The following is a 20,617-nucleotide window of genomic DNA, read 5'->3' as shown; positions in this document are numbered from 1 at the left end:
CGGGATGTTGTCCGCGCCAAGGCGGGTCAGGTGTCCTGACCCTCAGGTGAGCGGGGACGGGGACTCCGCGCCGGGGATCAGCAGCTTCGGCGCGCCGGACCCGTCGGCCGGGACGCTCCACACGTCCGGCCGGCCGTCGTCCGCGCGCAGCGTGTAGGCAAGCGTCGCGTCGTCGAGCCAGGCGGCCTGGTCGTCGACGCTGGTCGTCTCGGCCGTCGCGGTCACCCGCATGGTCGCCAGGTCGAGGACGGACAACCGCCAGCCCTTCGCCGGGGTCGCGTCGACGGCCTCCTTGAAGGCCATCCGGGTGCCGTCGGGTGACAGCGACGGGCACTCGACGTTCTCCCGCACCGTCTCGACCGTCCGGGCGGCGAGGTCGCCCCGGACGAGATACCGCCGGCCCTGCGTCGACATGGTCGCGTAGAAGCGGTTGTCGTCGGCGGTGAAGGTGACGCCCCAGTAGTTGACGTCCGGGCTGCGGTGGCGTCGACCGTCGCGGGTGACCGCGAACTCCTCAAGGGAGGTCACCGTCGCGCCGGTCACGGTGTCGAGGATTCCGGTACGGGTGGAGAAGCCACTCGCGGTGTAGGAGTCGCCGCCGACGAACGTCGTCCAGGAGACCATCCGCCCGGACGCCGATACACGGGCCCGGTTCGGCAGGCCCGGCACGCTCAGGGTGCGTGTCGGACGCAGCGCGGAGTCGAGCACGACGACCTGGTACGACCAGGCGTTCTCCGGCCGCAGGCAGACACCGGTGCCGGCCGCGGCGTACACCCGTAGGCATTCCAGTCCGGACACGGTGCGCGGCCCGGACGGGTCGGTCGCGGCGACGGCGGAGACGTACCGGTCGGTGATCGCGAGCAGTCGCGGACCCGGCGTGAGGGTGACCGCCCGGTCGCCCGCGGCGGGCGGCGGCGTGCGGGTCGGCTCCGCCGCCGTGGCGGCGTAGCCGGCCGCCACGGCACCCAGCAGCACCGCCGAGGCGGTCACCACGGCGATCTTCGCTCGGGTCGACATCGCGGTCATCGGGACACCCTCCGGGGCACGGAACGGAACGGGGGAGCCAGCAGGAGCAGCGTGCCGACGAGAACGACGGCGACCGCGAGGGCCGCCGCCCGGGTCGCGTTCTGCGGCCCCCACGCCTGCCAGGCGAGGCCGAACAGGACCGACGAGACGAGGTACGCCAGCGCCTGCCCGGTCTGGACGAGCGCGATCCCGGTGGTCCGCAGCCGTGCCGGCAGCACCGGCCCGGCGAGCGCGATGAGCACTCCGTCGGTGCACGCGTAGAACGTGCCGTACAGCGCCAGCGTCAGCGCGAGGACCGGCCAGCCGTGCACCGGGCCGGACAGCAGCAGGTACGTCGCACCGAGGGCCAGGTATCCGCCCACCACGACCGGGAGCCGGCCGATCCGGTCGGCGAGCACACCGAGCGGGGCGGCGAGCAGCAGGTAGGCGAGGCTGGTGCCGACCGCGAGCAGCGGAAACCACCGCAGGCCGAGATCCTCCCGGCGTTGCAGCAGCAGGTAGACGAAGCCGTCGCCGATGGTGCCCAGCCCCAGCAGCGCCGCCGCCAGCACGATCCGGCGGGCCGGCCGGCCGCGCAGCAGCCCGAACGCCTCGCGGACGGAGACCCGGGGCTCGTCCGGCCCGTCGGCCGGCTCGCCGTCGGGGCGTTCCCGGACGAACAGCACGAGCACCACGACAGCCAGGGCGGCGACGCAGAAGCTGGTGACGAAGACCGCGTCGTACGACTGCCCGACGGCCAGCAGCACCGCGAACGCGGCGAGCGGCCCGAGGAACGCGCCGACGCTGTCCATGGCCCGGTGCACCCCGAACGCGCGCCCGAGCGCCTCGGGCGGGGTGGACAGGGTGATCAGCGCGTCGCGGGGCGCGCTGCGGATGCCCTTGCCGAGCCGGTCGACGGCGATGACCGCGCCGATCGCCGGCACCGACCGACCGGCGAGCAGCAGGCCGAGCTTGGCGACCGTCGAGAGCGCGTAGCCGGCGCCGGCGACCAGCTTGCGCCGCCGGAACCGGTCGGCGACGAAACCGCCGACGACCCGCAGCAGCGCCGTCGCGCCGGTGTGGACGCCGTCGAGCACGCCGAAGGCCACCGGGCTGAGTTGCAGACCCAGCACCAGGTAGAGCGGAAGGACGGCCGCCACCATCTCGGCGGAGACGTCGGTGATCAGGCTGACCGTGCCGAGTGCCACCACGTTGCCGCTGACCATGGCGAACCGTCGGCGTCGCGGCCCCGGCGGACCGGTGACCGGTCGGGAGACGGTCGACAGGTACACGCGCATCTCCTCGGATCGACGGCTGACGGTCAGCCATCGTGCTGAACCAGTCCGACGGGACACAACAGACCGCGCGTGGCAGCCAGGCATGAGGTGCATGAACGGCCCACGAACATCGAGGTGTTCGCCTGTCCGGACGCTTTGTTCATCCGCGCGTGGCCCGCCGGCCCATCGACCTCCCTACATTCCTTGCGCCTCAACCCGCAACGAAGGAGTCCTGGATGGACATTCGATTTCCCCGCCCGTCGGTGACACTGGGGGTGGTCGCGGTGGTGCTCGCCGCGACGGCCGCCGTCGTCGTCGCCGGAGCGGGCGCGGCGTCGGCGGCGAGCGTGACGTTCACGCCGGTCGCCGACACCTACGTCCAGAGCGACACCGCGTCCACCAACTACGGCACGTCCACCCAGATCGTGGTCGACAACTCGCCGGTGCGACGCTCGTTCCTGCGCTTCACGGTCAGCGGCGTCAGCGGCACGGTGACCAGCGCCAAGCTGCGGCTGCGCACGATCAGCGGCAACGACGGCAGCGATGCCGGTGGCACGTTCCGGCGGATGTCCAACACGACCTGGTCGGAGACCGGCACCACGTGGAGCAACCAGCCGAGCATCGACGGCGCCACGCTCGGCTCGATCGGCGCGGTCGGCGCCAACAGCTGGTACGAGCTGGACGTCACGGCCGCGGTCACCGGCAACGGCACGTTCAGTTTCGGTGCGACCTCGACCAGCGGTGACGGCGCGTACTTCGACACGCGGGAGAGTGGCGCCGACGCGCCGCAACTGGTGGTCGCCACCGGCACCACGACGCCGCCCCCGTCCGGCGACCCGGTCTTCGTCGGTGCGGGCGACATCGCCGACTCCGGCTCGGGCGACAGCGCCACCGCGGCGCTGCTCGACGGCATCTCCGGCACGGTCTTCACCACCGGCGACAACGTCTACGACAGTGGCACCACGTCGCAGTTCGCCAGCTACTACGAGCCCACCTGGGGTCGGCACAAGTCCCGTACCCGCCCGTCGCCGGGCAACCACGACTACAACACGTCGGGCGCGACCGGCTACTACACCTACTTCGGTACGTCCGCGGGCCCGAGCGGTCGCGGCTACTACTCGTTCGACCTCGGCAACTGGCACATCGTGTCGCTGAACTCGAACATCAGCATGTCGGCCGGCTCGACGCAGGAGCAGTGGCTGCGCGCGGACCTGGCCGCCAGCAGCAAGCCGTGCACGCTGGCGTACTGGCACCACCCGCTGTTCACGTCCAGCTCCAACCACGCGCCGTCGACGTCGACGCGCCCGCTGTACCAGGCGCTCTACGACTACAACGCCGACGTCGTGGTGTGGGGGCACAACCACGTGTACGAGCGGTTCGGGCCGATGAACCCGTCCGGTGGCGCCGACGCCAGCCGGGGGCTGCGGAGCTTCGTCGCCGGGATGGGCGGTGCCGGCCACTACGGCTTCGGCACCATCCAGCCCAACAGCGAGGCGCGCAACAGCTCAGCGTGGGGTGTCCTGAAGTTCACCCTGCACTCCAACAGCTACGACTGGCAGTTCGTGCCGGTAGCCGGCCAAACCTACAACGACAGCGGCACCACCACCTGCCACTAACCCCCCACCCCCACCCCGCCGATCGTGCACTTCCTGCCCCGACTTATGCCGCACAAGGTGCGGATCGTCGACACACAGTGCACGATCGCGGAGTCGGGCTCTGAACGGCACGTGGCCCCTGACCGCAGAGCGGGTCAGGGGCCACCTGCGTGGGACGCGGGTCAGCGGGCCGAGCCGGCGCGGCGCTTGTTGTAGACGTCGAAGGCGACGGCGACGAGCAGCACGAGGCCCTTGACCACCGACTGGGTCGACTGGTCGACGCCCATCAGCTGCATGCCGTTGCTCATCACCGCCATGATCAGACCACCGACCATCGCGCCGACCACGGTGCCCACGCCACCGGTGACCGCCGCGCCGCCGATGAACGCCGCGGCGATCGCGTCGAGCTCGAACATGTTGCCAGCGGCCGGCTGCGCGCCGTTGGACCGCGACGAGTAGATGACACCCGCCACCGCCGCCAGGAAGCCCATGTTGACGAACATCCAGAAGTTGACGGTGCGCACCTTCACGCCGGACAGCGCCGCCGCCGACAGATTGCCACCGATCGCGTAGACCTGCCGACCGAAGACGGTCCGCCGGGTGAGCAGGCCGTAGACCAGCACCAGGGCCGCCAGGATGATCAGCACGATCGGCAGACCGCGGGCGTGCGCCAACTGCCAGGCGAAGTACATGATGACCGCGCCGACCGCGACGACCCGGGCGACGAACAGCGGGAACGACTCCACGGGCTGCTGGTAGCGGATGCGCGCGACGCGGGTGCGGAAGCCGCTCACCGCGTAGCCGGCCACCGCGAGGGCGCCGATCAGCAGCGTGAAGGCGTCGAAGCCGTTACCGCCGAGCAGTCCGTTGAGGAAGCCCGCGGCGACCTTCTGGTATTCGGCCGGGAACGGCGACAGCGAGATGTTGTCGAGCACCTGCAGGGTGAGGCCCCGGAACAGCAGCATGCCGGCCAGGGTGACGATGAAGGCCGGGATGCCGGCGTACGCGACCCAGAACCCGTGCCACGCGCCCACCGCCACGCCGACGACCAGGGCGGCGACGACGCCGATCCACCACGGGTGCCCCTGCTGGATCACCAGGACGGCGGAGACCGCCCCGGTCAGCGCGACCACCGATCCCACCGACAGGTCGATGTGCCCGCCGATGATCAGGATGACCATCCCGATCGCGAGGACTAGGATGTACGAGTACTGCAGAACGATGTTGGTGATGTTGCCGGGGCTCAGCAACACACCGTCGGTCAGGAGCGCGAAGAGCGCGACGATGACGACCAGGGCGACGTAGATCCCGCTCTGCCGCAGGTTGTTCAACACCAACGCCCGCAGGTCACTCGTCCCGGTGTGCAGGGCGGCGGCGGGTGTGCTGTCCGAGGGCGTCGGGCGCTCCGTCGAGGGGGTCTTGATGCTGGTCATCCGACGAGCTCCTTGTCCTTGGTCATCAGCTCCATGAGGCTCTCCTGGGTCGCCTCGCCCACCGGCATCTCACCGGTGATCCGGCCGGCGGCGAGGGTGTAGATGCGGTCGCACATCCCGAGCAGCTCCGGCAGCTCCGAGGAGATGACGATCACCGCCTTGCCGGCGGCCACCAGCCGATTGATGATGGTGTAAATCTCGTACTTGGCACCGACGTCGATCCCGCGCGTCGGTTCGTCCAGGATCAGCACGTCCGGGTCGGTGAACAGCCATTTCGACAGCACGACCTTCTGCTGGTTGCCGCCGGACAGCTTGCCGACCACCGCCATGACGCTGGTGGTCCTGATGTTCATCTCCCGCCGGCTCGACTCGGCGACCTTGATCTCCTCGTTGCCGTTCACCCAACCGAGCCGGGACAACCGGTCCAACGCGGCGGCCGAGACGTTGCGGCGGACGTCGTCGATGAGGTTGAGGCCGTAGCGCTTGCGGTCCTCGGTGACGTACGCGATGCCGTTGTCGATCGCCTCCGCGACCGTGCGCGCGTGCACCTCCCGCCCGCGTACGAAGAGCCGGCCGCTGATGTCCCGCCCGTACGACCGGCCGAACACGCTCATCGCCAGCTCGGTGCGACCGGCCCCCATCAGACCGGCGATGCCGACGACCTCACCGGCGCGGACGGACAAGCCGACGCCCTCGACGACCATCCGGTCCTGGACGGGGTGGCGTACCGTCCAGTCCTCGATCCGCAGGACCTCCTCGCCGGGGGACGACTCCCGGTCGGGGTAGAAGCTGTCGATGTCCCGTCCGACCATGCCCCGAATGATCCGCTGCTGGGTCACCTCGTCGGCCAACATGTCGAGCGTCTCCACCGTGTGCCCGTCCCGGATGACGGTGGTCGAGTCGGCGATGGCGGTGATCTCGTTGAGCTTGTGCGAGATCATGATGCAGGTGATGCCCTGGTCCCGGAGGGCCCGCAACAGGTCGAGCAGGTGGGCCGAGTCGATGTCGTTGAGGGCGGCGGTGGGCTCGTCCAGGATGAGCAGGCGCACCTTCTTCGACAGCGCCTTGGCGATCTCCACCAGCTGCTGCTTGCCCACGCCGAGCTGGATGACCGGGGTGACCGGGTTCTCGTGCAGCCCGACGGACTCCAGCAGCTGCGCCGCCTCGGCGTTGGCCCGGTTCCAGTCGATCAGCCCGCCGCGACCGCGCCGCTCGTTGCCGAGGAAGATGTTCTCCGCGATCGACAGGTACGGCACCAGGGCCAGCTCCTGGTGGATGATGACGATGCCGTTGGCCTCGCTGTCGCGGATGCCACGGAACTGCACCGGTTTGCCGTCGAACAGGATCTCCCCGTCGTACGAGCCGGTGGGGTGCACGCCGGAGAGCACCTTCATCAGGGTGGACTTGCCGGCGCCGTTCTCACCGCAGATGGCGTGGATCTCTCCCCGGCGTACCGAGAGGGTGACATCCTCCAGCGCGGTCACCCCGGGGAAGGTCTTCGTGATGCGGCGCATCTCGAGGATGGTGTCGTCCATGGTCACTGTCCTCTGTCAGGTCGGACGTGGTACGCCACGGCGTCGGGCTCGGCGGTCACCCGCCGAGCCCGACGGGTGGTCTACTTCTTGGCCTGACCGGCGGCGACCTCTTCCGCCGTCCAGTAGCCGGAGTCGATCAGCGTAGCCTTGATGTCGTCCTTGTAGACGGTCGCGATCGGCAGCAGGTACGCCGGGACGACCTTGACGCCGTTGTTGTACGTCTGCGTGTCGTTGGCCTGCGGCTGCTTCTTCTGCAGGAACGCCTCGGCGGCGTTCACGGCCTGCTCGGCGAGCAGGCGGGTGTCCTTGAAGACCGTGGAGTTCTGCACCCCGTCGTTGATCAGCTTGATCGACGCGATCTCGGCGTCCTGGCCGGTCACCACCGGGAGCTTCTTCGCGCCGCTGCCGTAGCCGGCGTTCTGCAGGGCGGTGATGATGCCGCGGGAGATGCCGTCGTACGGCGACAGCACGCCGTCGACCTTCGAGCCGTCGTTGTAGCTGGAGGTGAGCAGGTTCTCCATCCGCTTCTGCGCGGTCTCCTGCTGCCACCGCAGGATGGCCACCTGCTCGGGGGTGGTCTGCTTGGACTTCACGATCAGCGTGCCGTTGTCGATGAACGGCTTCAGCGTGTCCATCGCGCCGCCGAAGAAGTACTGCGTGTTGTTGTCGTCCAGCGAGCCCGCGAACAGCTCGACGTTGAACGGGCCCTTCGCCGTGCCCTTCGAGCCGTCCTTGTTCAGCAGGCCGAGGCCGACGAGCAGCGCGGTGCCCTGGGCGACGCCGACCTTGTAGTTGTCGAAGCTGACGTAGAAGTCGACGTCCTTGCTGCCGCGGATCAGCCGGTCGTACGAGATGACCGGGATCTTCGCGGCGGCGGCGGCCTGCAACTGGCTGTTGAGGGCGGTGCCGTCGATCGCGGCGATGACCAGGACGTCCGCGCCCTGGGTGATCATCTGGTCGACCTGCTGCGACTGGGTGGGGATGTCGTCGCCGGCGTACTGGAGCTCGACCTTGTAGCCCTTGGCCTCGAGCTTCTGCTTGACCGCGTTGCCGTCGGCGATCCAGCGCTCGGAGGTCTGGGTCGGCATCGAGACGCCGATGGTCAGGTCGCCGGGCTTGTCCCCGCTCTTGTCCCCACTGCCGCCCGCACCCTCGCCACTGCATGCCGCCAGGCTTAGCGCCAGCACCGCGCTGCCGAGAGCAACCAGGAATCTCCTGCCCACGGGCCTCTCCTCTCTGGACTCCCCCGTCGAGTGCCGGGGCCAACTGTCACCTTTCGGGTAGTGTTAGCGCTCACATAGGGCACGTCAACACCTCATCCGAAATACCGGTGTCACGGTCTCGTAACGGAGGCGCCCGCGCACGCGTCGCCGGCGGACCGATCCGCCCGATGCGCAGGTCGCGGCGCTGCACCGGCGTCGGGCGGGCGTCGGGCGCAGACCGATGCCCGCGGACGACGATCGTCGTCCGCGGGCACCCGCACTGCCGGCGGTTCAGGTGGCCCGCCGCGGGCCGGTCGGGCGGCGGAGCCGATCGGCTACCGCTGCGACCACCGCTGGTTCGCCGCCGCGGTGCAGGTCCAGAGGATCACCGTGGTGCCGTTGGCCGTGCCGTTGTTGTTGACGTCCAGGCAGAGCCCGGACTGCGCGCCGCTGATCGTGCCGCTGGCGTTCAGGGTCCACCGCTGGTTGGCCCCACCGTTGCAGTCCCAGAGCTGCACCTTGGCGCCGGCCGTGGCGTTGAGGGGCGCGTCCAGGCACTTGCCGAGGGACTGCAGGGTCTGCCCGTTCACGGTCCAGCTCTGGTTGGGGGCGCCGTTGCAGTCCCAGATCACCGGCTGGGTGCCGTTGCTCGTGTTGCTGTTCGGCACGTCCAGGCAGCGGCCGGAGGCGGCGCTGACGAGCGCGCTCGACGTGGTCGGCGGCGGGGTCGTCGTGCCGCCCCCACTGACCCGGAACACCACCGTGCCGTGCGCGGGGACGCTGGCACTGATGGCCCCGCCGCTGGAGCTGGTGCCACCGGTCCAGGCGTCCACCAGCGTGAACGACGTGCCCGACTTGCCGATGGCGGCGGCCGTCGTCGAGATCGTCGTCGTCGAGCCGCCCTGGTTGAACAGGGCGACCGCGACGTCACCGTTGGCGAGACGCTTGGCCAGCACCCGACGCGTGCCGTCGAACGACACCTGCGTCGCCTGCAACCCGAGCGAGTCCTGGTTGATCGCGATCAGGTTGGCGTTCTTGAGGATGGTCTGCGTCGCGGCGTTCATGTTCCGCACGTCGTTGCCGGCGATCAGCGGCGAGGCCATGATCGCCCACATCGCGAAGTGGCTGCGCATCTCCGTGTCGTTCATGCCACCGCGACCGACCTCCATCATGTCCGGGTCGTTGAACCCACCCGGCCTCGCGTACGACGCCAGCGGAACGGTCACGTTGATGATGTTCTGGATGCCCATCGGATAGCCGTTGGTCTGGCCGGTGTCCCACGCGTTGGTGATGTCCTCGGTGGTACGCCACATGTTCGCCACGTCGCCCCAGTTGCGCTGTGGGCCGGTCTTCGCGTGGATGCTGTTGGGGTTGATGCTGTAGACGATCGGCCGGCCGGTGGCGGCCAGCGCGTCGCGCATCTTGGCGAAGGTGGTCACCTGGTCGGTGATGCTGCCCTCCGGCGAGCACCAGTCGTACTTGAGGAAGTCGACACCCCAGGCGGCGAACTGGCGGGCGTCCTGCACCTCGTGACCCCGGCTGCCGGTGGCGCCGGGGTAGGAGCCGAAGTACTGCGCGCAGGTCTTGTCGACCGGCACCTGGTAGAGGCCGAACTTCAGGCCCCGGGCGTGCAGGTAGTCGCCGAGCGCCTTCATCCCGCTGGGGAACCGGCCGGGGTCGCCCTGGATGTTGCCGGACGCGTCCCGGTTCGGGTTGAACCAGCAGTCGTCGACCACCACGTACTGGTAACCCAGGTCGCGCATTCCGCCGCTGACGATCGCGTCCGCTGTCTGCCGGATCAGCCCCTCGTTGATGTTGCAGCCGAACGAGTTCCACGAATTCCAGCCCATCGGGGGCGTGCGGGCCACCCCGTTCTCCAACGCCTGCGCCGCGGGGGCGCGGAGGCCGACCAGGGCGCCGGCCAGCAGCAGTCCGGCCGCCAGTACGCTTCCCCAACGACGACCTCGGGCGATGCGGTTCATCGAGCCTCCTTGTCGGTGGCGCCCGCCTCACGACGAGGATCGCTGACCCGTGGACCGATAGCTGGGCACCAATGTTGTTAACGCTAACAGTGACGGCCATCATGTTACGGGGGGATTTCCGCTCGTTCAATAGTTACGCCTGGACGAATCGGCGAACGTCATTTTCTGGGCGCGATCAGTTATCGATCGACGTCACGGCATGATGAATTGACCCGGATCGGTCGGTCAGCGGCGTGGCGGGGCGACGCTGTCCCGGGAGACCAGGGTCGGGGCGACGCTCTGCCGCAACGCGCCGCCGGTGCCCGACTCGATCTGGGCCAGCAGCATTTGCAGACTCGCCCGCGCCACCGCGTCGAAGTCCGGTCGAACGGTGGTCAACGGCGGGATGAAGTACGCGGCCTCGGGCACGTCGTCGAAGCCGACCACGCTGATGTCGTCCGGCACACGTCGGCCGAACTCGTGCAACGCCCGCAGCACGCCCAGCGCGAGGTGGTCGTTGGCGGTGAAGACCGCGGTGACCTCCGGCATCCGCGCCAACATCTGCCCGCACCGGTAACCCGACGCCGCGGACCAGTCCCCCGGCATCAGCGGCGGCGGATCCGTCCCCGCGGCCAGCAGCGCCTCCCGCCAGCCGTCGATGCGGCCGACGCTGTCGAACCAGTCCGACGGCCCGGAGACGTGCCAGACGGTGCGATGCCCCGCGTCGAGCAGATGCTGCGTCGCCGCCCGGGCGCCCGCCACCTGATCGACCGTCACCAGTGGCACCGGCCGGCTCGGGTCACCGTCGACCGTCACCAGCGGGACGTCCTGCGGCAGGCGTTCCAGCGCCTCACCGGCCGACTCGACCGGCGCGATGACCACGATCCCGGCGACCCGGTGCGACAGGTGCCGCTCGACGGCCGCCGAGATGGAACGGTGGTCCAGGTTACGGACGCTGCCCACGCTGACCGCGAAACCCTCCTCCGCGGCCGTCTGCTCCAACGCGGCCAGCAGTGACGCCGGACCGTAGAGGGTCGTGTTCTGTGCGACCACACCGATGACCTGCGACCGGCCGGTCACCAGCGCGCGTGCCGCGCCGTTCGGGCGGTAGCCGAGCTCGGCGATCGCCGCCCGCACCCGCAGCCGGGTCTGCTCGCGGACGTTGGGGTGCCCGTTGAGCACCCGCGACACCGTCTGATGGGAGACACCGGCGAGACGAGCAACGTCCGTCATCGCGGGACCGTGGACGGCCATTTCACTCCCCCCGCTACATCTCCGGCCCGCGGCCCCGCCGACGTCGACTGGAGCGGCCCGGCCCGATCCCCTCGCTCAGCCACCACGTTGGTGCTGAATCCCAGGTGACCAGCGCTGGATCGCCGACAGTCTACGCCAGCCACGGCCCCCGACAGCGGCGCGGCGTGCGGCGCGAAGGGAACATCCGCGACGCTTTCGCGGCGTACTCCTCAAGCGGGCACACGGGATCCGGCGTGCGGCGCCCGCCGGACGCGACCGCCGGCCCGCCGCACGCCCCGGGGACAGGGCATGGAGCAGGCCGGCGGCGGTACGTCGCGGTGACGTGGGCTTCACCTGCCGGGCGGGTACGCGGTCAGGCCCACCACCGGTCCACCGGTCGTCCTGTGACTGGTGTCACGGTGTCGTGAGATCGAATCGGCGCACCGTGACCGCGCCACCGAGCGCCTGCGTGGCGTGGTTGAAGATGGCGAACCGGTAGCCCATGAAGAACTGCCAGTTGTTGGCGAGGGTCAGGGCGTTGCCGAACGAGGTGAAGTTCACGCCGTCGGTGCTGTACGAGAAGCGGGCCTGCCGACCGGACCCGGGTCTGATGTCGGCGTTGGCCCGCAACCAGATCCGGCCACCGGAGACGGCGGTGCTCGCCACCTCGCTGCCGGTGCTGGTGGTGTTCCAGTTGCCGTCCATCGTGAGGCCGTTCTGCATGACCAGCCTCGTCGAGCCGTTGTCGCGCCGGACCCCGATCCAGGCGGACGAGTTGCGCAGCACCGCCAGGCCGGTGCGGTCACCGTCGCGCATGGTGGAGTAGTCCAGCTCGATGGTGGCGGTGGAGGTGGGGCCCTGGATCCGGTGCGTCAACGTGTTGCGCGCGGCGTACAGGTCGCCGGTGACGGTGGCGGTCTGCAGGTTCAGCCCGTTGTTGACCGACCACCGGCTGTTGTCCGGGTTGTGGTTCCACTCCCACTGCGGGCCGAGGGTGGCGCCGGCGAACGTGTCGGTGCCGGTGAGCGGTTTCACCGCCCGCGGTGCCGCGGGCAGGTTCGGTCGCGGGTAGGAGCTGCCCCACGCCCCGTTGACGGTCTGCAGCACGGGCCAGCCGTCGCCGGTCCAGGTGATCGGGGCCATGGCCGGCATCCGACCACCGGGGTACGCGTCGACGAAGGCCATGTAGTACCAGTCGCCGTTCTGGGTCTGCACCAGTCCACCCTGGTGTGGCACGCCGCCACCGGAGATCGGGCCGGGCAGGTTGAGCAGCACCTGACGCTGCTCGTACGGGCCAAAGGGGCCGTTCGTCGACTTCAGCACGTACTGGCCGTTGGCCGGCCGGGTGAGCCAGATGTAGTAGGCGCCGTTGCGCTTGTAGAACCGGGTGCCCTCCAGCGTCCCGATGCTCGACGGCGTCTGGTACACCTGCTGGGCGCGGACCTGCGACTTCCCGTCGGCGGACAGCTGCGCGACGCTGATGGTGCCGTTGCCGTATGCCACGTACATGGTGTCGTTGTCGTCGATCAGCATCCCGGCGTCGTAGTAGCAGTTGGGGATGGTGGTGTGCTTGCTCCACGTGCCGTCGACGGCGGACGCGGTGTAGATGTGGGTCTGCGCGAAGTCGATGCACCCGGCCCAGTAGTACGTCCGGTTGCTCGGCCGGTAGTTCAGCGTCGACGCCCAGATCCCGTCGACGTACGCGTTACCGCCACTCATGTCGTACTTCGACCCGAACTCGAGCCGGGGTACGGAGTGCCCGGCGAACTCCCAGTTCACCAGGTCGTATGAGCGCAGCACCGGCGCGCCCGGCGAGTAGTGCATGGTGGACGCCGACAGGTAGTAGGCGTTGTCCACCCGGATGATGTCGACGTCGGCGAAGTCCTGCCAGACGACCGGATTCGAGTACGGCGTGCCGCCCGACGGCGGCGGGGTGGTCCCGCCGACCTGCACGAGTTGCCACTGCTGGTTGGTGCCGCCCCAGTCGTCGTACTGCACGATGTTGCCGCCGTCGGCGGTCGAGGCGCCCTGCACCTCCATCACCCTGTTGCTGTTCCGGTTGATCAACCGGACGTAGCCGCCGGCCGAGTCGGCCAGCCGGAACTGCTGGTTGGTCCCGTTGCCGTCGGCCCACTGCACGATCGACGCGCCGTTGGCGGTCGAGAAGTTGTAGACGTCGAGCACCTTGCCCGAGTGGCGCGACCTGAGCCGGTAGTTGCCCCCACCGGAGTCCACGAACTGCCACTGCTGCCAGGCGCCGTCGTTGCGCGCCCACTGGGTGATGCGCGCGCCGTCGTTCGTCGCCTGGTTGTAGACGTCCAGCGCCTTGCCGCTGTTGCGGTTCACCAGCACGTACCAGGCACTGGTGTCCACCGTCGCGGCCGACGCGGGCGACGGGGCGACGGCCGCGGCCGCGCCGCCGACCACCACCGCCATCGCGGCGACCACGAGTCGCGACATCCACCCGCGCCGGCGTGGCGCGCCCCGGGGAACCCGACCGATGGAAAACATGATCCTCCTTCGCTGGCCTGAGGTGCCGGACGTTCCGGGCCGGCATCCGCATCGCCGGTCGACTCAATGGACCGTCAATGTGATCGCTAACAGCCTTCTCGCCAGGCCGCTGGGGCCAGCCGACCTCGACGGGAAGGCGTGGACCAGACCTGCTTGACGGAAGCATCGAACTCGATAGATGTTTAATGTTATCGATAACATGACCGTAGTCAAGCCGAAACATCCGGCAGCGCCTGGGCTGGCCACACGGGATCGGCGCGACGATCTGTGGCACCTCGGCAGCGCGGTGCGCGGCGTGTCGGGTCGCTCAGCTGCCAACGATCACGAGACACCGGCGACCGCGACAAGCGCGAAGCGCCCGCCCCCGAACCGGGGGCGGACGCTTCGCTGCAACTGGAGGCGGGGACTCACACGGGGCGACTCGGCTGTCCGGATGCCAGGGCGTCCAGGGCAGACGGACCCCCCGGGGCCAGCGCGCCGGAGTCGGTCAGGCCGGTGCGCCAGCCGCGCCCTCAGAAACCGCGGGCCAACCGGTAGTAGGCCTGGTTCCAGCGGATCTCGTCGGCGAAGCGGCGGGGCTGCGTGTCGGCGTCGATGACGACGAGTTCGGTCCGGCTCATCTCGGCCAGGTCGTGCAACTCCTCCACACCCACCGCCTGGGACAGCACGGTGTGATGCGGTGCGCCAGCGGTGATCCACGCCTCGGCCGAGCCCGGCAGGTCGGGTCGCGGCCGCCAGACGGCGCGGGCCACCGGCAGCCGGCGCAGCGGCTGGGGCGGAGCGACCACGTCGATCTCGTTGGCCACGAGCCGGAAACGCTCCCCCATGTCGGCCAGCCCCAGCACCACCGCCGGACCGGGCGCGGCGTCGAAGACGAGCCGGACCGGGTCCTCCCGCCCGCCGATGCTCAGCGGATGAATCTCCACGTTCGGCACGCCGGACGCGATGGTCGGACAGACCTCCAGCATGTGGGCACCGAGCACCAGTTCCTCGCCCGGGGTGAGGTCGTAGGTGTAGTCCTCCATGAACGACGTGCCGCCCTCTACCCCCACCGACATCGCCTTGAGGGTCCGGACCAGCACAGACGTCTTCCAGTCGCCCTCACCACCGAAGCCGTAGCCGTCGGCCATCAGCCGCTGCACGGCGATGCCCGGCAGCTGACGCAGACCACCGAGGTCCTCGAAGTTCGTGGTGAAGGCCCGGAAGCCGCCCGCGTCCAGGAAGGCGCGCATGCCGAGTTCCAGGCGCGCCGCGTAGCGCAGGGAGTCGTGCCGCTCACCCGAGGAGAGCAGCTCCGGCACGACGCGGTAGGTGTCCTCGTACTCCTTGACGAGCTCGTCCACCTGCGCGTCGGTGACCTCGCCGACCACCTCGACCAGGTCGTTGACGCCGTAGGTGTTGACCGAGACGCCGAAGCGCAGCTCCGCCTCGACCTTGTCGCCCTCGGTCACCGCCACGTCGCGCATGTTGTCGCCGAAGCGGGCCAGGCGCAACGACCGCATCGCCGACCAGCCGAGCGCGGCGCGGGCCCACGCACCGACCCGGGCGCTGACCCGCGGGTCGCTGACGTGCCCGGCCACCGTCTTGCGGGCGACACCGAGACGGGTCTGGATGTACCCGAACTCGCGGTCGCCGTGCGCGGCCTGGTTCAGGTTCATGAAGTCCATGTCGATGTCGTTCCACGGCAACAGGACATTGGCCTGGGTGTGCAGGTGCAGCAGCGGCGTCTGCAGCGCGTCCAGACCGGCGATCCACATCTTCGCCGGGGAGAAGGTGTGCATCCACGCGATGACCCCGACAGCGCCCTGGGCGGCGGCGTCCCGGCAGACCTGCAGGATCTCACCACTGTTGGTCAGGACGGGCTTCCAGACCACGCGGGCGGGTATCTGCGGCGAGTCGTCGAGCGCGGCCGCGATCTGGCGGGACTGCTCGGCGACCTGCCGGAGCGTCTCCTCGCCGTACATGCCTTGGCTGCCGGTGAGGAACCAGATCTCGGGTTCGATGTGTGGTGCCATGGGGTTGCCTTCCGCGAGAGGGGCGGTCACTTGTAACGGATTCCGATGAGGCGTTGGAGGAGGATGAACGCGAAGAGCAGGCCGCCGATCACGATCTTGGTCCACCAGGAGTTGAGACTCCCGTCGAAGGTGATGAGCGTTTGGATCACGCCCAGGACCAGGACGCCGAGCACCGTGCCGAAGACGTAACCCGAGCCGCCGGTGAGCACGGTGCCTCCGATGACGACGGCGGCGATGACGTCCAACTCCATGCCGACGGCGATCAGGGGCGCGCCGGACAGGGTGTAGAAGGACAGCAGGATCCCGCCGATCGCGGAACACAGACCGCTGATCGTGTAGACGGCGATCCGGGTACGCCCCACCGGCAGGCCCATCAGCAGGGCCGACTGGGGGTTGCCGCCGATCGCGTACACGTTGCGCCCCAGCCGGGTGTAGGCCAGCGTGTACGCGGCGACGAGGACCACGACGAAGGCGATCAGGACGCTGATCGAGACGAAGTTGCCCCGCGGGTCGCCGATCCGCTCCTGCGACATCCTGGTCCAGAACCCGTCGGTGATCGGGATGGACGAGCCGGAGATGAACGTGCACATCCCGCGGGCGAAGAACATCCCGGCGAGCGTCACGATGAACGGCTGGATCTCGAAGAAATGGATGGCGCAGCCCATCAGCAGGCCGAGCGTCGGACCGATGAGCAGGGCGATGACGAGCACCAGTGCCGCCGGCAGACCCTCCTGGAGCAGCCAGGCCGACACCATCGCCGTCATGGCGACGACCGACCCGACCGACAGGTCGATGCCGCCGGTCAGGATCACGAAGGTCATCCCGATCGCGACCACGAGCAGGAACCCGTTGTCGATGAAGACGTTGAAGATGACCTGCACGTTGGAGAACGCCGTGTACTGCGACACACCGATGCCGTACATGACCAGCAGCAGGGCGAGCGTGGCCAGGACCGGTATCTGCCGTCTCGGCAGCCGGAACCGGGCACGACCAGCGGTGAGCGATCCAGTGGTCATGCCGGCACCTGCTCCTTCGGCTTGTCGGCGATGGCGTTGGGCGTCGCGACGTTGCGCCGACGGCGGACGAACCGGGCCCGGAAGGCCGGCGCCTGGATGAGGCAGACGGCGATGACGACGACCGCTTTGAACAGCAGCGAGGTCTGCGGTGAGATGTCCATGGCGTACACCGTGGTGGTCAGGGTCTGGATGATCAGCGCGCCGATGATCGTGCCGCTGAGGAAGAACCGGCCGCCCGCGAGGGACGTGCCGCCGATGACGACCGCGAGGATGGCGTCCAGCTCCACCCAGAGGCCGACGGCGTTCCCGTCGGCACTGGACACGTTGGCCGTCATCATGAAGCCCGCGATCGCGGCGCACGCGGCGCTGAGCACGTACGCCAGGAAGATGACCCGGCCGGAGCGGATGCCGGCCAGCCGGCTCGCCTCGGCGTTACCGCCCACCGATTCGACGATCATCCCGAGCGCGGTACGGCGGGTGAACGCGGCGACCAGCAGGGCCGCGGCGAGGGCGATGAAGATGGCCAGTGGCAGGGTCAACAGGTGACCCAGCCCGATCGCCCGAAACGGCTCCGAGTTGATGGTGATGATCTGGCCCTGGGTGATCAGCTGGGCGAGGCCCCGGCCGGCCACCATCAGGATCAGGGTGGCGATGATCGGTTGGATCCCGATCACGGCCACCAGCACCCCGTTCCACGCGCCGAGCACCAGCGCGACCCCCAACGCCATCGCGAGGGCGGTCAGCACCACGGCGAGGCTGTTCTGGTCGGACTGCTTGCTGATGTACATGCAGGCGATCGCACCACTGATCGCGCACACCGAGCCGACCGACAGGTCGATGCCGCCGGTCGAGATGACCAGGGTCATGCCCAGCGCGACGAGGATCAGCGGCGCGCTCAGCCGCAGGATGTCGATCGGCGAGCCGTACAGGTGCCCGTCCTTGAGTTCGATCGACAGGAATCCGGGCCGGTAGATCGTGTTCGCGGCGAGCATGACAACCAGCACGGCCGCGGGCCAGAACAGCCGGTGACCGGTCACCGCCCGGTAGCGGCCCATGGTGGCGTTCATCGGTCTGCCTCCTCCCGGTGGGACCCACTGGCGATGGTCTGCATGATGCGGTCGGCGTCGAGGCTGTCGTCGTTGGCGAGCTGCGCGACCATCTGCCGGTCCCGCATGACGGCCACCTTGTGGCTGAGCCGCAGCACCTCCTCCAGCTCGGCGGAGATGAACAGCACCGCCATGCCGCCGTCGGACAACTGGGTCACGAGCTTCTGGATCTCGGTCTTCGCGCCGATGTCGATGCCCCGGGTCGGTTCGTCGAGGATCAACAGTCGCGGCTCGGTGATCAGCCAGCGGGCCAGGAGCACCTTCTGCTGGTTGCCGCCGGAGAGGTTGCGTACCGGCACCTCCGGGTCCGCGGGCCGGATGTTGAGTGCCTTGACGTACTTGTCGACCAGCTCGTCCTGGCGGCGGCGCGGGATGGGCCGCAGCCAGCCGCGGGCCGCCTGCATGGCGAGGATCATGTTCTCCCGGACCGACAGGTCGGCGACGATGCCCTCCGCGCGGCGGTTCTCCGAACAGAAGCCGACGCCGTGGTCGATGGCCTGGGCGGGGGTACGCAGACTGCTCGCCGTACCGTCCACCGCGACCTGACCGCCGTCGGTCCGGTCCGCGCCGAACAGCAGCCGCGCGACCTCGGTACGCCCCGAGCCCAGCAGGCCGGCCAGGCCCACCACCTCGCCGGCGTGGATGGTGAGGCTGAACGGCTCGACCGCACCGGCCCGACCGACGTTCGACACCGCCACCAGGGGGGTGCCCTCCTCCAGCGCGGCCAGATCCCGGCGGGAGTGCTCCTCGATGCCCTCCAGGACGTCGAGTTCCTTGCCGATCATCTTCTCGACCAGGGAGAGTTGGGGCAGCTCGGTGGTCAGGTACTCGCCGACGAGGCCGCCGTTGCGCAACACGGTGATCCGGTCGGCGATCTCGTAGACCTGGTCGAGGAAGTGGGTCACGAACAGGATGGCGATACCCTCGTCGCGCAGCTGCCGCATGATGCGGAAGAGCTGCGCCACCTCGCCGGCGTCGAGGCTGGACGTCGGCTCGTCGAGGATCAGCACCCGGGCCTGGATGTCGATCGCGCGGGCGATCGCGACCATCTGCTGGATCGCCAGAGAGTAGGAGCCGAGCGGCGCGCTGACGTCGAGGTCGAGGTCGAGGCGGGCCAGCAGGGCGCGGGCCCGACGGCGAACCTCACCCCAGCGGACGGCGCCGAAGACCCGGGGTTCGCGGCCGATGAAGATGTTCTCCGCCACCGAGAGGTTGGTGCAGAGGTTGACCTCCTGGAAGACCGTGCTCACCCCGGCGGCGGTCGCCCGCATCGGCCCGCTGAACGACACCGGCTCGCCGTCGAGGGTGATCGTGCCCTCGTCGGTGTCGTAGACGCCGGTCAGCACCTTGATGAGGGTCGACTTGCCGGCGCCGTTCTCGCCCATCAGGGCGTGCACCTCGCCGGGGAAGAGCCGGAAGTTGACGTCGTGGAGTGCACGCACCCCGGGGAAGGACTTGCTGATCCCGGTCATCGTCAGGACCGGACGGCTATCCGTCATCCCATCAGACCTCTTCTGGGTTGTCGACACGGAAGGGCCGCTGCGCTCCCGTGCGCCCGCCCGGTCGTCCCAGCGGATCGTCCGGGCGGGCGGGTACGGGGATGGTCGCGGCCATGCCCGGTCCGTTGTGGGCAAGGGCGACGACGCGGCGGGGCCGCCACGCGTGCGCGGCGACCCCGGCGTCGATCAGTACTTACGGGTGGGCAGCGCTTCCTTGGCCTGCTCCTGGGTGAAGGTGGTCTCCTCGGTCTCGATCCGAGCAGGCACCTCCTCGCCGGCCTTGACCTTCTTGGCGAGGTCCATCAGCTGCGGGCCGAGCAGCGGGCTGCACTCCGCGATGAAGTTGAACTTGCCGTCGGCGAGGGCCTGCATACCGTCCTTGACCGCGTCGACCGTGATGATGGTGATGTCCTTGCCCGGCACCTTGCCGGCGGCGGTGATCGCCTCGAGCGCGCCGAGACCCATGTCGTCGTTGTGCGCGAACAGCACGTCGATCTTCGGGTTCGCCTTGAGGAACTGCTCCATGACCTGCTTGCCACCCGCCCGGGTGAAGTCACCCGGTTGGGAAGCGATGATCTTCAGGTTCGGGTTGACGGCGATCGCCTCGCCGAAGCCCTTCTTGCGGTCGTTCGCCGGCGCCGCGCCGGTGTTGCCCTGCAGCTCCACGATGTTCACCGGGCCCGAGGCGGTCTTCTTCTGCTCGACCAGCCACTCACCGGCGAGCCGGCCCTCCTTGACGAAGTCCGAGCCGAGGAACGTCTTGTAGAGGGTCTTGTCGGCCGAGTCGACCGAGCGGTCGGTCAGGATGACCGGGATGCCGGCGTCCTTGGCCTCCTTGAGCACGGTGTCCCAGCCGGACTCCACGACCGGCGAGAAGGCGATCACGTCGACCTTCTGCTGGATGTAGTTGCGGATCGCCTTGATCTGGTTTTCCTGCTTCTGCTGCGCGTCGTCGAACTTCAGCTCGATCCCCGCGGCGGCGGCCGACTCCTTGATCGAGGTGGTGTTCGCGGTACGCCACCCGCTCTCCGCACCGACCTGGGAGAAGCCCATCGTGATCTTGCCGTCGTCCTTGGACCCGCCGCCGGTGTCGCTGTTGCCGCAGGCCGCCACGCCGCCGACGAGCAACACGCTGGCGAGGATCGCGACAGCGCGCTGCGTTCGCATCTTTCTCATCAGTTCTCCTTGGCTGGGTGTGGTGGGTGACCGCGCCAACCGCCGAGGTGCGC

At 69.2% G+C, this 20,617-nt stretch carries 14 protein-coding genes; 1 reads left to right on the top strand and 13 read right to left on the bottom strand.

Annotated features, from left to right (window positions below; all coding sequences use genetic code 11):
* Positions 1 to 42: 42 nt before the first annotated feature.
* Positions 43 to 1,026, bottom strand: coding sequence for a PD40 domain-containing protein (locus F8271_RS02405; RefSeq protein WP_151487947.1), 984 nt, complete (start codon positions 1,024 to 1,026; stop codon positions 43 to 45).
* Positions 1,023 to 2,297, bottom strand: coding sequence for an MFS transporter (locus F8271_RS02400; RefSeq protein WP_305069463.1), 1,275 nt, complete (start codon positions 2,295 to 2,297; stop codon positions 1,023 to 1,025). The genes F8271_RS02405 and F8271_RS02400 overlap by 4 nt, the downstream gene beginning before the upstream one ends.
* Before the next feature lie 221 nt (positions 2,298 to 2,518).
* Between F8271_RS02400 and F8271_RS02395 the strand changes: the two genes are divergently transcribed.
* The gene (locus F8271_RS02395; RefSeq protein WP_151487945.1) at positions 2,519 to 3,898 is read left to right on the top strand and encodes a DNRLRE domain-containing protein; all 1,380 of its coding nucleotides are present in this window, start codon (positions 2,519 to 2,521) and stop codon (positions 3,896 to 3,898) included.
* Positions 3,899 to 4,059: 161 nt separating this feature from the next.
* Here F8271_RS02395 and mmsB read toward each other — a convergent pair whose 3' ends face one another.
* The 11 genes from mmsB to F8271_RS02340 form a co-directional block, all read right to left on the bottom strand.
* Positions 4,060 to 5,310, bottom strand: a complete 1,251-nt coding sequence (gene mmsB / locus F8271_RS02390; protein ID WP_151487944.1) for a multiple monosaccharide ABC transporter permease — start codon at positions 5,308 to 5,310, stop codon at positions 4,060 to 4,062.
* The gene (mmsA, locus tag F8271_RS02385) at positions 5,307 to 6,845 is read right to left on the bottom strand and encodes a multiple monosaccharide ABC transporter ATP-binding protein (RefSeq protein ID WP_151487943.1); all 1,539 of its coding nucleotides are present in this window, start codon (positions 6,843 to 6,845) and stop codon (positions 5,307 to 5,309) included. Before mmsA ends, mmsB begins: the two co-directional genes overlap by 4 nt.
* A gap of 80 nt (positions 6,846 to 6,925) precedes the next feature.
* Positions 6,926 to 8,068, bottom strand: a complete 1,143-nt coding sequence (chvE, locus tag F8271_RS02380; RefSeq protein WP_151487942.1) for a multiple monosaccharide ABC transporter substrate-binding protein — start codon at positions 8,066 to 8,068, stop codon at positions 6,926 to 6,928.
* A 314-nt stretch (positions 8,069 to 8,382) separates the two neighbouring features.
* Complete coding sequence (locus F8271_RS02375) at positions 8,383 to 10,029, bottom strand: ricin-type beta-trefoil lectin domain protein (RefSeq protein ID WP_151487941.1); 1,647 nt, start codon at positions 10,027 to 10,029, stop codon at positions 8,383 to 8,385.
* Positions 10,030 to 10,254: 225 nt separating this feature from the next.
* The gene (locus F8271_RS02370; protein ID WP_225854119.1) at positions 10,255 to 11,241 is read right to left on the bottom strand and encodes a LacI family DNA-binding transcriptional regulator; all 987 of its coding nucleotides are present in this window, start codon (positions 11,239 to 11,241) and stop codon (positions 10,255 to 10,257) included.
* 414 nt (positions 11,242 to 11,655) lie between these two features.
* Positions 11,656 to 13,752, bottom strand: a complete 2,097-nt coding sequence (locus F8271_RS02365) for a family 43 glycosylhydrolase (RefSeq protein WP_151487939.1) — start codon at positions 13,750 to 13,752, stop codon at positions 11,656 to 11,658.
* A 512-nt stretch (positions 13,753 to 14,264) separates the two neighbouring features.
* The gene (gene araA / locus F8271_RS02360) at positions 14,265 to 15,767 is read right to left on the bottom strand and encodes an L-arabinose isomerase (RefSeq protein ID WP_151487938.1); all 1,503 of its coding nucleotides are present in this window, start codon (positions 15,765 to 15,767) and stop codon (positions 14,265 to 14,267) included.
* A 26-nt stretch (positions 15,768 to 15,793) separates the two neighbouring features.
* On the bottom strand, positions 15,794 to 16,783 hold the full coding sequence (yjfF, locus tag F8271_RS02355; protein WP_151487937.1) for a galactofuranose ABC transporter, permease protein YjfF: 990 nt from the start codon (positions 16,781 to 16,783) through the stop codon (positions 15,794 to 15,796).
* Positions 16,780 to 17,850, bottom strand: coding sequence for an ABC transporter permease (locus F8271_RS02350; protein ID WP_151487936.1), 1,071 nt, complete (start codon positions 17,848 to 17,850; stop codon positions 16,780 to 16,782). The genes yjfF and F8271_RS02350 overlap by 4 nt, the downstream gene beginning before the upstream one ends.
* Entirely contained in the window at positions 17,847 to 19,388 is a 1,542-nt protein-coding gene (locus F8271_RS02345; RefSeq protein ID WP_151487935.1) for a sugar ABC transporter ATP-binding protein, read from the bottom strand. The genes F8271_RS02350 and F8271_RS02345 overlap by 4 nt, the downstream gene beginning before the upstream one ends.
* Positions 19,389 to 19,574: 186 nt before the next feature.
* The gene (locus F8271_RS02340) at positions 19,575 to 20,564 is read right to left on the bottom strand and encodes an ABC transporter substrate-binding protein (RefSeq protein ID WP_151487934.1); all 990 of its coding nucleotides are present in this window, start codon (positions 20,562 to 20,564) and stop codon (positions 19,575 to 19,577) included.
* Positions 20,565 to 20,617: the final 53 nt, after the last annotated feature.

Origin of the sequence: Micromonospora sp. ALFpr18c (assembly GCF_008868155.1) — a bacterium.
In the GTDB taxonomy this organism is placed as follows: Bacteria; Actinomycetota; Actinomycetes; order Mycobacteriales; family Micromonosporaceae; genus Micromonospora.
This window is presented reverse-complemented; position numbering and strand designations above follow the sequence as displayed.

Excerpts from the sequence above, each read along its gene's own strand:
- yjfF (WP_151487937.1), bottom strand. The coding sequence starts at position 16,783 with ATGACCACTGGATCGCTCACCGCTGGTCGTGCCCGGTTCCGGCTGCCG.
- F8271_RS02370 (WP_225854119.1), bottom strand. The coding sequence starts at position 11,241 with ATGACGGACGTTGCTCGTCTCGCCGGTGTCTCCCATCAGACGGTGTCG.
- F8271_RS02340 (WP_151487934.1), bottom strand. The coding sequence starts at position 20,564 with ATGAGAAAGATGCGAACGCAGCGCGCTGTCGCGATCCTCGCCAGCGTG.
- F8271_RS02350 (WP_151487936.1), bottom strand. The coding sequence starts at position 17,850 with ATGAACGCCACCATGGGCCGCTACCGGGCGGTGACCGGTCACCGGCTG.
- araA (WP_151487938.1), bottom strand. The coding sequence starts at position 15,767 with ATGGCACCACACATCGAACCCGAGATCTGGTTCCTCACCGGCAGCCAA.
- mmsB (WP_151487944.1), bottom strand. The coding sequence starts at position 5,310 with ATGACCAGCATCAAGACCCCCTCGACGGAGCGCCCGACGCCCTCGGAC.
- F8271_RS02375 (WP_151487941.1), bottom strand. The coding sequence starts at position 10,029 with ATGAACCGCATCGCCCGAGGTCGTCGTTGGGGAAGCGTACTGGCGGCC.
- F8271_RS02405 (WP_151487947.1), bottom strand. The coding sequence starts at position 1,026 with ATGACCGCGATGTCGACCCGAGCGAAGATCGCCGTGGTGACCGCCTCG.
- F8271_RS02395 (WP_151487945.1), top strand. The coding sequence starts at position 2,519 with ATGGACATTCGATTTCCCCGCCCGTCGGTGACACTGGGGGTGGTCGCG.
- F8271_RS02345 (WP_151487935.1), bottom strand. The coding sequence starts at position 19,388 with ATGACGGATAGCCGTCCGGTCCTGACGATGACCGGGATCAGCAAGTCC.
- mmsA (WP_151487943.1), bottom strand. The coding sequence starts at position 6,845 with ATGGACGACACCATCCTCGAGATGCGCCGCATCACGAAGACCTTCCCC.
- F8271_RS02365 (WP_151487939.1), bottom strand. The coding sequence starts at position 13,752 with ATGTTTTCCATCGGTCGGGTTCCCCGGGGCGCGCCACGCCGGCGCGGG.